Here is a 13,048-nt window from a genome sequence, read left to right on the forward strand (position 1 = left end):
CTCAAAAAATGTTCCAATTGATTTAAACTGTCCTATTGTGGGCTATTCAATGATCAATATGGAACCCAATTCATATTTAGAAATACCCTTCTCATAATTTTTAAAATTTACCCGTACCGCATAATTACCATTAGGGATTTTTTTTCCATTATAGGTTCCGTCCCACGCGCAGGTGGATTCCTCAGATATCAGGTTGGTCTGCACACATTGGAAGATTACCTGTCCCCATTTGTTAAGAATGACTAGGTCCAGTTCATCGATGAGGTAATTAGTGTAAATTAAGAACTCTTTGTCAGGATTGCCTGGCTGTACTGCCGTCGGGTAGATGACCTTAAGTTCGCACTCTTCTTCTGTAGAGAATTCCGCCTCATAGGCACATCCTTCCAAACTGAATACCCTAAGCTGATAATCTCCTATCGCTGAGGGTTTATAGCTGGAGCTGGTAGAGACGATTTGCCCCTCGAGGTACCATTCGTAGCTGGCAAAGTTTCCAGGATTGATAGTAGGCGCAATTTGATATTTAGGACAGATTTGATAGCTCTCTTCCACTTCAGGTCTTATAGGATCGGTGCTCCTTAGTAGTAACGCTTTGTCATATCCTAAAAGGCAGGGGATATGGTCTGACAGCCGAACCTCGTAGGTGCCTTCATTGACAGCCAGTATTTCCTCTTTGTTCCTTTCGTTTACCAACTCATATTGCTCCCCTGTGGGTGAAGTGTACCACCATGCGATAGAAGTAACCTTGTTGAAGTCTGCTTCTACCCACATAGCAGCCGATTGGGAGTCAGGACATAGGGGTTCTGCCATTAGTCTGACATCCAGCGCTAATACTGGAGGCTCTACTTCAAATTCTATTGGTGAAATATGACAGGGAATGACACCGGCAGGCTGTACTTCTAAAGAGTAGATGCCCGGTGTGTTCAGGGTTAAAAACTCATTGTTTCCGACTATTGTTCCTGCACTGTTCCTCCAGGATATTTCTACATCTTCCATAGCGTAATTATGTATAGAAGCTTGGTAAATTCGGCTTCCATCACAGAATTCCTCAGCTAAGACCGGTTGAAAATCCACTGCCCCTGTTTTGGTGATTATAAGCTCCTTTTGCTCCGGGCAGTAAGGAGTAGGGTTATTGGTGTCAAAGGCCAAAAAGGTATAAGTACCCGATTGATCAATAGTGAAAGCTTGTCCGGAAGGTTTTTCTAGAACTTCGCCTGAAGGGCTTGTCAGGAAAAATGTTAACGTCTGATCCGTATCAGGTATCAGCTCATAGTAGTCACAGATGACAAGCTCCTCAGGAATACTGAATTGTACTTTGTCAGGGGTCAGGTCCAACTGGAAAGTGGTTCTTCCCAGCTCACAGTTCTTATTGATCTGAGGAATGATGCTGTAAGCAGAGGCTTCGTAGGTCCCGCCTATTCTTGTGTTGATTGTTTTTTGATTGTCAAATTCAGGCAGCTGTATTATTTCTCCTGTTTCATCAAATCTCCTCCAGCGTATATCGGTTACGGCTTCAGGAGAAGTAGTGATTAACTCTACTATTGCTTCTGGGCCAAATTCACATAATTTGGTCGAAACGATGGAAGTCTCGACAAATAATACAGGAGCTTCTACGGTAAATTCCTTTGGTGTAATCGGACAACTTTCAGAGTTTTTTGGCTGTACTTCCAAGGAGAAGGTGCCTATGGAGGTAGGGGACAGAAAAAGCCTTTTCCCAGTCCCTACAAGTTCTCCGTTGGGATTTCTCCAGTAAAAGTCAGCCAGACTGGGGTCAAAACCATAGAGCTCAGCTTCGAAAATCCTGTTTCCTATGATACAATCCTCACTGAAAAGAATGGGTTCAAAAGGAATCGGGCTAGTGGTGTTTACCTGCAATTTGAGTTCCGAAGGACAGACATCATCTTGATCTGGTAATATGCCGATAAGCTTGTACTCTCCTTCCTCTTCGAGTGTAAATGGCTCACCTGCGATCTTGGATGTAGTATTGCCAAGGGGGTCTGTCAGGGTAAAAAGCAGATTTTCTTCCGTCTCTGGAATTAGCTCATATGAACCGCAAATGGTAAGCTGGTTTGGCACCCTGAATGAGGTTTGCGGTTTTCCGGGGATTTCGACTAGCTCCCTTGTGGGTAGCTTGCAGCTATCTTTGTCAAGTAATTCAAAGTAATATTTTCCTCCGGCTAACCGCACACGGAATGGGTTTTCACTAGGTAAAGCATCTTTAATTGCCACATCGCCTTTTTCAGTGAGGACTTTATAGGAGCCTTCTGTCAATCCGTTTTCAAGTTTGACGTCAAAGGAGCCGATGGTTTTTCCTGTTGCTGTACAGGATTCAGGAACTATGTTTTCAATCTCATACGCAAGAATAGTAGGAGGGTCATTCAGGTGGACTACCGCTCCGAGTGTGTTTTGGCAACCGTTTAAGTTAGAATACAGGGTATATCCACCCGATTTTAGATTGGGTATGGTGATCGTTTCCCCGGCAAGGAAGGGGCCGTAGGATCCCGCACCTGATATGGTCACTTCGTCTAAGTCAGTCTCAGCTAAGAGTTCTAAGGCTCCGTCTGGATTGAAGCACCCACTGGATCCTATCACGGAAGTGATAGAAATTATTGGCTCCTCATTGTAGGTGAAATTGCTGATGGCCCTCGGGCTGCATGTGGGATTGTCTTCATTTTCAATAACCAGCTCAACGGAATATCCTCCAAAAATTGGCAAATCTTCAGTTGGCAAAAGCGTAAGGGAGGATGAAAATCCTTTGGACACTTTACCTGGCTCACCGGGAACAGTCAGGTACCAATCCCCCTCAATAGGTGGGTCGGAGGCAAAGAAGATACTGCCGTCCCGGCAGACTGTAGCTGAGCTCTGGACTATCTCTATATCAGAAAGGATGTCAACTGTGGTGTTTAATGTGGTCATGCAGACCGGATTTGAATCGCTGTCTGGGACATAAAACGCCACACTGTAACTTCCGGGAGTATCGGTGTTTAAAGTGTTTTCCGTACCGACGACTTCCCCTGATTCGTTCTCCCACTTGAAAATGTAATTGTTGAAATTGGTACTTGCTGGTGATATGGCCTGGAGATTTATAGGCTCACCAGGACAGATTTTATATTGACCGGCCAATGACAACGACGGCCCTTTTATTACCTCTACCACTTTTTCCAAATCCGCAATGGATTTACCGCCTCGACTCACCTCAAGTTGAATGGTATGGGACCCGAGTAGCTCAAATGTGTATTCGATAATCTGAAACGCTCCAGGGGGTCTGGTAAACAGCTCTGTGCCGTTCGGCCCTATGATCGTCCACTTATAGACATCAGTAGCGGAATCTCCCCCTCCTGAGAAAACACCTACTACACTGCCAAATATATTGCAGAGTCGATCAGGCCCTACCAGCTCGGGAGCATCTTGGAAACTAGATTCAGAAGTAAAAAAAACTTCAGGATTACCTAAATCCAAATTCGCGTCTGCAAAAAAAACCACTGATATAATCAAAATGGCGATGGAAATAATTTTTGGGTAGGCTTGGGTCAAAATAAAGGCTATAAATTAAATTTTATAGCCTCTAAGTTACAATTTTATATAGGTGAAAAAACAAAATAATATTTAAGTGTCAGCATTAAAGTAGTTTATGTTATTAGCGCACAAAAATCCAGTTATTTTCGCTGCTTAATTGTTCAGAAAACTCATATCCTCCTCCGCAGAAAGTTTTTAATCGCTCAGGCTCCTTGATCCTGTTTTTGATGGCATAGTTGCTCATCATCCCCCTGGCTTGCTTGGCGAAAAATCCGATGATTTTGTACCCATCATCCTTGTATTCTTTGAATTCAATGTTAATCAGAGGGGATTTCAATGTTTTTTGATCAACAGCCTTGAAGTATTCCCGAGAAGCAAGATTTATGATAGGCGTACCTTTTGCCGATTCATTGATGGCCTTGGCTATTTTCTTGTCCCAAAATTCATAGAGATTTTTTCCTTTGGTGTTTTCTAGCTTGATCCCCATTTCCAGTCGATAAGGCTGGATCAGATCCAAGGGCTTCAGCAACCCATAGAGTCCGGAAAGTATCCTTAGATGTTGCTGAGCAAAAGCAAAATCTTCTGCGGTATATTCGTCAACATCAATTTTGGTATATACATCCCCCTTAAAGGCCAGAATAGCCTGTTTGGAATTCTCTTCGGTAAAATCCTTCTGGAAGGTCTTGAATCTCTCCTCGTTCAACTCGGCTAGGTTATCTGAAATATGCATCAACTTGCCTATTTCCTTGGCGGACTTCTTTTTCATGATCCTTACTAGGGAACGGGTGTCATTTTGAAAATCAGGTAAAGTGTATTCTTTAAAAGTAGGAGCACTATAGTCCAGTGTTTTTGCCGGGGATATTAGGATAAGCATGTTAAGTTGTTCTGTTAATAGTATTTCAAGGATGCATAGACAATTATCCTCTGATGCCTTACAGGCAGTCAGTGTCATTCGAAGAGGAGTCGTGTCTATTGAATTACTGTAATGGCTTTGGTTAGTTTTTCAGTTTTATTTTGATCTTCACTCGTAAACTTCACTACCACAGCATATGTTCCATTAGGAACAAATTCGCCCCGAACCTCCCCGTTCCAAGGGCAGAATGCTTGGTTGGGTTCTAGGTTTTCATGGGTACAATAGAAGATCAATTCGCCCCAGCGATTGTAAATGTAAACTTCCACATCATCGATGTACTCATTTGCATAAAGGATAAAGTTTCTGTTTGGGTCATTTAATACCACACCATTCGGGAAGATGATTTTCAAGGAACAATCCTCCACCACCTCAATAGTTGAAATGTATTCGCAGCCCAAATTATCAGAAACAGTGAGTTCATAGATTCCCCCTTCATTTGGAGTGAATACAGACTCTTGTGATACTTCCACACCATTTAATTTCCAGGAATAATTATCGTAGGTACCTGGATTTATGGACTGAGTGACTCCTTCAATAGCACATATAGTGAAACCTTCAGGCACTACTGGTGGGATTATGATGGATTTGGCCACCACACCGTTGGCACGGCCAAGATCACAGCCAGCACTACTTCTCAGCAGTACTTCGTAAGTTCCTTCCTGCGACACTTCGATAATAGGCCCATTAAAAGATGGAATTCGTGTTCGTGTGCCATTTTCCACAGAATACCATTCGAAATCAGCTACATTGGTCAGATCCGCATCTACCGTAATCGTCGTGCTTGTCTGATCTACGCAGAATGGAACAATATCAAGACTGACATCAAGCCGCTCTGAGATGATTTCAGCTGTAAATTCCTTTTTGTCCACTGGGCATAGCCCACCCGCTAAAGGCTGAACTTCCAAGGTATAATCTCCTGCTATGCTTGGAACAAAAGTTTGTCTTCTTCCCACGATTATCCCCTGTTCATTTTTCCAAAGGAAAAGCACATCAGCAGGATCTGCGTTGTCTAGAATTGCTTCATATTGCACTCCTACCTGACAATCTACGATTGGAGATGATACTTCGAAATCTATGGACTGTGTAATGTTTGCATTAATGATGATTTCCCGTGGGCAGTTCTCTCCGGTTGGATCCATTCCCCGTACTGTGTAAGTGTCAGATTCAGTGATGGTGAATTCTCCATTTGTATCCGGAGTAATGACGGTTCCGTTAGAATTAGCCATTGTATAGTTCAATTCGTCCGGAGAAGTTGGCGCAAAAGTGAAGCTCCCGCAGGCTGTTAGATCCGATGGCACAGAGAAGACTACTTCAAATTTCTGGGCAATTGTGTAGCTCGTAGGATCTGGAATGTCGCAGCCACTTTGATCTGTAACTTCAACTGTGTATTCTCCATGAGGCACAGCAATGTCAATCTGATCTGTTGCGGTGAATGAGTCTTCGATAGTCAGCCCATTCCCTTGCCTTACTAATTTATAAGTTCCTGATTGAACAGTGGTGAGGTTGATAGTAATCAGCCCATCTTCTACTCCGGAAGAGCCACATACCTCATCAGAAGTGGCGACTGTGTACTCGAATCCAGTCGGAGGATTACTGTTTTCCACTGTTACTGTTGTGGTATAGAAACAGCCTGTACTATTCTCTGCCTCGATCACATAAAGGCCTGGAAGTAAATCCGGAACTGATAGCACATCTCCTTGATTCACATTAGTAAAGGTTATTCCTTCGTCTAGGACAGTGACAAGACTGGCAGGTGATTGCATCGTGATTTCAAAAGATCCGTCAGCAGTTGCACAATCTTCCGCCGGATTACTTTGAACTGTGAAAAGAGGAAGCTCATTTACCAATAAATCTAATTTTTTCTCCACCGTACAACCCTCCAAAATCGGGTCCTCAGTAACAAAAATTATTTCGTAAGCTCCTGGTCCCGGCAAATCATTGACCCAAAGCTCCAATTCAAAGAATTCTCCAAGGGGGACCCTATCGGGGTCGCCATTTAATTCATAGAACCATTCGCCACTGACCGGGGTGTCCGGAGCAAAAATCACTGAAGTTTCTTCATAGCATACTTCTTCGGCTGTTTGCGTAAGCTCGAATTCAAAAGCAGGTCCCACAAAGATTTCTGCTGTAGCAGGACAGGTTTCATAAAGTTCAGTTTCTTCTTCCGAAAGGCCGTCAGGAAGTCGGTAGCTTACAGTTACTGTGTATATACTTTCTTCATCTACCGTGATTTCATTGGAGTTTTCATCCCCGAAAACCTGTCCTGCGGCATTGATCCATTGAAAATCATATAATCCTTCTTCAGGGTCATAGCCATCAATTGCCGTCAGGGTAATCGGATTGCCGGCACAGAGGGTTATATCATCCGCTAGCGTAAGTACCGGTGGTTCATCCACCTGGATTTCAGTAGACTCTCTAAAGTATTCGGCGTCACCACATCGATCCACCCGTAGTTCGATCAGATAGGTTCCTGCCGTGTCGAAGGGTTGCTCGAGGGTTTGAAATTCCTCTCCAGGGCCTCCGAAATCGCTTATTACTACGGTTCCGTTGTCTTGGTTGGTGATCGTCCAGAAATAACTGTCTATATCCGGTTCCCCTCCGCCTTCCAATAAGGCACCAGCGGTGTTTTCATCCAAGCAGATCCGTGCAGGTGCAGATAGGCTAGGTTCTGGAATTGAACTCCCAGAGTTTTGAACAAAGGAAGGAAGTCCCAAATTGGAGGTGCCGGGCATAGGCGCCACTCCATCCTGATTAAAAGTGCTCTGCGAGTCACATCCAGACCCGGTGCTTATTTCCCCGATTCTGTTATCACCCACTACTGCCACATATATGGATCCATTGGGTCCGATCTGAATGGCCCCCAAATCCAATCCTTGTGTCCCGCTCACCTGATTTTTGGTGCTGATGATACAGGCTTCTATAGCGGCGCGGGTGCTGGCCCCGTCGAAACATGCCGGACACACAGCTGCATCAGGATCATCGTTTTCATTGGCTTTGATAGTAAATTCTTCAATTCCCGGCCCTCCGTTTCTGTAGGACACCAGCACCCGCTCCCCATCTTCAGAAAACTCCATTCCATATACGTCTCCGTCACAGCCTAAGTCTATTCGGGCGTATTCTGTCATTTCCCCGGTACCCGAATCGAAATCAAAGATTTCCAGTTTATTACATCCTCCTTCGGAGATAGTAACTGCCAGCTGATCACCGTCGGAATTGAATTTCATTGAGCCTACCCCCGAATTGAAGCCATGATTGCTTCCCACAGAACTGAGTACAGGCTGGCCTATTCCCTGTGAGGATACAGGATAGGCACGGAAGGTATTGTTGCCAAGTTCATGATACATTACCCATGTAGTATCTCCGGCATCCAGCGCCGCGGTATGCTCGGTAGATGGGCTGAAAAGAAAATTGTCCTTAGTAACTACATTTCCTACCCCCGTTGGGTTTTCGGCTTTGATATCCACCAGAGAGTATTTTGCTTCATTGATTCCGTTTGCTGATAGCTGGGAGGTGAATAGGTAGAAAAGCGTCTCTTCTCCTGGTACTGGCACGGCTATCACTCCATGACTGCTTGTGTTGTCTCCTCCGATATCATCCCCGTTTTCCATTAGATTCCCATTTAAGTCCCATACGGATTGACCGTCGGTGTAGAACAGCACTTCTCCATCTTGGCTGGAAATTGTAGTAGTACCGGCAGGGATATTTTGTGGATGACGTGATTCTATAGGTCGGGGGGTAGGGGCTTCCGGATCATCAGGATCTGGATTGAAATCCAATCCGGCGCCGTCACCGAAGTACCAGATATTGTTGGTCTGATCCTGTACATCCCACATTTTCACACGGATTTCAGCATATGCATAGCATGATGAGCCCGGTTCGCGTACCAAAGCCCAATATAGCCCCGGGCTGCAGACCTGGTTTGTACCTTTAGGTCCCCAGCCTTCATCCCGCTTATTTGACCAGAAATATTCGTAATTATCATCTCCCCCCTGTCCTCCTCCGGCGCCACCACCCCCTCCTCCCGGAGCTCCGCCTTCACCATCACCACCTTGATTTTGGGCGGTGAGCAGTGGGGCTAAATCCAGACATGTTTCGCAGAGAGTGGTGTCCTGCGGGGAAAAGTTTGCCTCTAGGTTGTTTTCTGCCAATGGAATGGTGTGGTTCACTGTTTGGGTGGTCCCGTCAGCAAAGGTCACTGTAAGTGTGACATTTACGCTGGATTCCTGAGCAGCATCGGCAGGAATCAGAAAATGTTCTTGAGAGTAATCCACTTCCAGCTCATTGCCTGCCGAATCAAGCAAGGGAGGATTAAATGTCCAATCAAAGCTTACAGGTCTATAATTTTCCGGTGTCAGTTGGGAGGTGAGCTGGACTGGATTGTTGGCACATGGCATCTCCGGTGACCAGGTGAAATCAACAGTGGGCTCAATATCCGCATTGGGTGCAAAAGAAGGAAATACAGTGCCGCAAAAGTCTGTCCCTGCAAAAGGATCCACTTCTACTTCCAGCTGTGTTTCATCTTCTTCGTCTGGATTGCTGACTTTCCCCATGAGTTGAGGGCCACCATCCACTTCCTCGTAGAGGTAATATAAGCTTCCGTCTGGTCCTGCTTTGATGTCATAAATAGCAAAAGGATCTTCTGGCTGATCCCCAGGAAGTTCAGTAGGAATGGTTTCTGGGGTAGCGGCTAGATCATCCGAAGGGATCCGCAGCAGCTCATTGTCCCGGGAATAGTATATGAAGTTGCCGTCTGGTGAGAAGTCCGCCCCGCCATACTCCCCATCTCCTGGAGATTGGGCAATAGGAGTAACTGCTCCAAATGTCCCTGAGCTGCTGTCAAAATCCAATACCATAATAGGGTCATTGCCCGATTCAGGGATGATGATCAATTGGCTACTGTCCTCATTGAAGACTATTTTTTTTGGTGTGGATGAAATCGCCTGATTGTCAGTAATAGTGAAATTTCCTTCGCCTGAATCAATACTCCTTGAGATTAGATTGCCGTTATCAAAACTGATCAGATACGAGGGGGAAGCAGGAGTTTTCACTACTAGTATGGCACCTGATCCACTTCCGATGGAATTGTCCTTGGAGGTGATTTCTCCTAAAGGTCTGTCATTTCCTGTGGCCTGGCCGGGGGCATTCATATCCACCACCGCATATAGCAAGTCGCCTCCTAGCGAGAGATAGAAAATATAGAAGAGCTTGTTGCCATTGGGGTCGTACTCCAAAAATCCGGTAGCTACCTGCTGCATACCACTGATGTTTCCATTGAGTCCGGAACCTACCCCCTGTATGGGGTTCTGGCTGAAGTCATAGACCAGTTCTCCATTGGTCACGAAAAGGGGCTGCCCGGTAATCGGGTCGATAGCAAGAGCGGAATTGTTCTCGGTGAATACTATTGAGCCTGGAATTGATTGAACTGTAGGTGTTTTTCCTTTTCCAAAGGATAAGTAATTGTTCTCAGTTGTACCACCACAATACCCGAAAATCCACTCATTGTCGTTAAATCCCTGCGCACGCACAGTAGAATTAAATACAAATGTTGTAAATAGTAGTGTGAGTATAAAAATATAAGGTAACCTTATGGAATTAGGGCTGCTTTTCATAATTTTCGAACCACTTCTTGAACTACATACGATCTGTACCGTTAAGAAGCTACTGAATATTCAAAATTAACGAACAAATACTTGCTACGGTCTCTGGTTTACGTTCTTTTTCTTTGCGTGGTTGGACTATTTCTGGGAACCTCAGCCTACGCACAGGATCCGCAATATAGCCAATATTACGCGGCACCTCTTTACTTAAATCCAGCTTTTGCAGGATCTGAGCTGACGGGAAGAGTTGGTTTTAATTATAGAAACCAATGGCCAAGCATTGATGCGCAATTCACAACCTTTTCTGCCTATTACGATACTTATCTGAACGACTATAACTCAGGAATAGGGATAATGTTGATGCAGGATACCGAGGGAGCCTCCAAACTGCGTTCAACCACAATTTCAGCAATTTATTCATACGAATTGAAATTGGGAGAAAAAGCTTATTTCCGTCCGGGCTTTCAAGCGAGCTATATCCGACGGGAAATAGGGTTTTACGAAAACCTGATTTTTGCCAATCAGATCAATCCCAATGACCCGTTTGGTCCTATTTTTCCGGGTGATGATATCGCCGGGTTGGGAGATCCTGTAAATATGCTTTCCCTGTCTTTTGGGGGGCTTTTTTTTACGGAGAAATTCTGGGTCGGGGGATCAGCCCATCATGTAAATCAGCCCAATCAGTCCTTTATAGATGGTGATAGTCCTCTTCCTGTCAAGTTTTCAGCCCATGCCGGGTATAGGATACCCCTTGGAGAAGGTTCTATGCGTGGCGATTTCACACATATGAGAAGACAGCGGTATTTCACGCCTACTGTCAATTATAAAAAACAGGGGCCATTTGAGCAGTTGGATGTGGGAGCCTATTTCTATGTGGAGCCTATTGTGTTTGGGTTGTGGTACAGAGGCTTGCCTTACAAAAGAGTAGAGGAACAGAGTAACCGCGATGCCATTGTGATGATGGTGGGTCTGAACCTGCTTTCCGGTCTGAATGTAGGCTATAGCTTCGACTATACGGTGTCGCAGTTAGGGATTCAGTCCGGCGGAGCACATGAATTGAGTTTGTCCTGGACTCTGCCAAACAACCAGCAAGGTCAACCAAGGAGGCGTGACACCATACTCCCATGTCCTAAGTTTTAAGAAAAACTTCCCGCAAGGAGGCGTAATTAGGGACTTATTACCCTTACGGTTTTCTCTCTACCTCTCTAAAAGATTATCAGCTTTATATTTTGATTTGACCTTCACATAGTCCTCTGGGTATTTCTTTTGTTTTGAATAAAGATAAAAGCTAAGTCCCGAGGCTTTTGAAAGAAATGCTTTCGCCACATCTTGGAATTGCCTCGATAAGATGCCCAACAATAATAACCAATAAAAAAAGCTGAAATGATCTCTCATTCCAGCTTTTGGTGATAAAGTTCATTTTTGATTATAGTGTATAATACTCTTCCCAGCCTCGGCGTGGAGCTTCTCCGGCCAATAACTGGTTAGCCAGTGGATTGTTAGTGATTCTATGGGTTTCTCTATCAAATTTGAGTGTTGTGTTTAGCTGCTGTGCAAGCACACCAAGACAGAACACCTGACTAAGAGGCCCTGCTACATCAAAGCTTGATCTGGTTTTTTCTTCTCCTTTACAGCCCTTCAGGAAATTCGCAAAGTGGTTGGAAGGACTTTCCGGCACTTCAGGAAGTCTGCTCGCCATATCTTTGGCTTTTTCCTCCCCGATAATCGAAAGGGTGCTGCCATGGGAACCACCCTTGAAGGTTAAGTCTTTGCCGTAGATGATTTTGCCTGGGTTGAGCTTGGCTGGTTGGATCTGTCCTGTACTGGCTGCAGGGATATCCGCATTTAATTCGGATGTGCCATAGTCAGCTGGCACAGGTGGAATGTTATCCAGTCCATCATACCAGGTCAAGGTCAATGCCGGCATATCGCCCCGTTCAGGGAATTTGAAAGCCAGCGTAGTTGACATTGGGAAGAAGAATGGGTTGTGTCCTTTGAGCATTACCGGCTCCACTTCGTAAGGAAGACCGAGATCCAGAAACTCGTGTGCTGTATCCATAGTGTGAGCGCCCCAGTCTCCAAGTGCCCCCATCCCGAAGTCATACCAGCATCTCCACTGCCCGTTGATGAAGTCTTTATTGTAATCATGTGCGCTTCTGGTGGTAAGCCAGGCATTCCAGTCTAAGGTAGAGGGGATCGCTTCTGCTTTAGGGAAGCTTTGCATATTTACATCCCATCCATGCCACCTTCTCGGGCTGTTCATGTGGGCTGTCACTGCAGTCACATCCTTGATGATTCCGGCTTCTTTCCATGCTTTAAACTGGAAATAATTGCCTTCGGAGTGTCCCTGATTCCCCATTTGGGTGACCACTTTATGTCTTTTTGCGGAATCCATCATAAGAGCTACCTCATTGAAGGTTCGCGCCATGGGTTTTTCAGTATAAACATGCTTGCCCTCCGACATGGCGAGCATGGTGATAGGGAAGTGGGAAAAATCAGGCGTGCCTACGGTGATGGCTTCGAATCCATTTCCAAATTGCTCAAACATTTTCCTGAAATCCTGAAAGCGTTTTGCATTAGGGAATTTGTTCAGAATCTCGGTAGTATGTGGTGCTCCCAGATCTACATCACACAGTGCGACTATATTGCAAAGCCCTGTATCATAAAGGGCATTGATGATCTGGGCTCCTCTGTTTCCTATGCCGCAGCAAGCAAGGTTTACTTTGTCGCTGGGGGCAATATGCCCCATAGACTTACCTAGTACTGCCGAAGGAACGATGGATATTCCACTGAGGCCAAAAGCAGCCAGAGAACCTGTTTTTAGAAAATTTCTTCTATCCTTTTTCATATTTTTAGGGTATTTGGGGTAAGCAAAATTATTTTCAATGGAAAAAGTAGGGAATTTTTGTCGGCAGACTGGCCATTTTTCTGTTGAAAGGTAAAAGAATTAACGGAATCGATACCGAAAGAGAAATTTGTGATCAGGATGCAAACCCTTAAAAGTTTTACTATTTTCCCGCCTCTT

The 13,048-nt window shown here is 44.9% G+C and carries 5 protein-coding genes; 1 reads left to right on the forward strand and 4 read right to left on the reverse strand.

Annotation, left to right across the window (positions count from 1 at the left end; translation table 11 throughout):
- Nucleotides 1-42 precede the first annotated feature (42 nt).
- The 3 genes from LZF95_RS09785 to LZF95_RS09795 all read right to left on the reverse strand — a co-directional run bounded on the left by LZF95_RS09785 (nt 43) and on the right by LZF95_RS09795 (nt 10,035).
- Entirely contained in the window at nt 43-3,531 is a 3,489-nt protein-coding gene (locus LZF95_RS09785) for a hypothetical protein (protein ID WP_233754809.1), read from the reverse strand.
- Nucleotides 3,532-3,634: 103 nt separating this feature from the next.
- Nucleotides 3,635-4,387, reverse strand: a complete 753-nt coding sequence (gene yaaA / locus LZF95_RS09790) for a peroxide stress protein YaaA (protein WP_233754810.1) — start codon at nt 4,385-4,387, stop codon at nt 3,635-3,637.
- 95 nt (nt 4,388-4,482) lie between these two features.
- Nucleotides 4,483-10,035, reverse strand: coding sequence for a gliding motility-associated C-terminal domain-containing protein (locus LZF95_RS09795; RefSeq protein WP_233754811.1), 5,553 nt, complete (start codon nt 10,033-10,035; stop codon nt 4,483-4,485).
- An 81-nt stretch (nt 10,036-10,116) separates the two neighbouring features.
- Here LZF95_RS09795 and LZF95_RS09800 point away from each other — a divergent pair, with 81 nt between their 5' ends.
- Entirely contained in the window at nt 10,117-11,163 is a 1,047-nt protein-coding gene (locus LZF95_RS09800; RefSeq protein ID WP_233754812.1) for a type IX secretion system membrane protein PorP/SprF, read from the forward strand.
- 286 nt (nt 11,164-11,449) lie between these two features.
- Here LZF95_RS09800 and LZF95_RS09805 read toward each other — a convergent pair whose 3' ends face one another.
- Nucleotides 11,450-12,871, reverse strand: coding sequence for a Gfo/Idh/MocA family oxidoreductase (locus LZF95_RS09805; protein ID WP_233754813.1), 1,422 nt, complete (start codon nt 12,869-12,871; stop codon nt 11,450-11,452).
- Between the last annotated feature and the right edge of the window lie 177 nt (nt 12,872-13,048).

Origin of the sequence: Algoriphagus sp. AGSA1 (assembly GCF_021390545.1) — a bacterium.
Classification (GTDB): domain Bacteria; phylum Bacteroidota; class Bacteroidia; order Cytophagales; family Cyclobacteriaceae; genus Algoriphagus.

Coding starts and splice junctions, on each gene's coding strand:
- yaaA (WP_233754810.1), bottom strand. CDS start 4,387: ATGCTTATCCTAATATCCCCGGCAAAAACACTGGACTATAGTGCTCCT.
- LZF95_RS09805 (WP_233754813.1), bottom strand. CDS start 12,871: ATGAAAAAGGATAGAAGAAATTTTCTAAAAACAGGTTCTCTGGCTGCT.
- LZF95_RS09795 (WP_233754811.1), bottom strand. CDS start 10,035: ATGAAAAGCAGCCCTAATTCCATAAGGTTACCTTATATTTTTATACTC.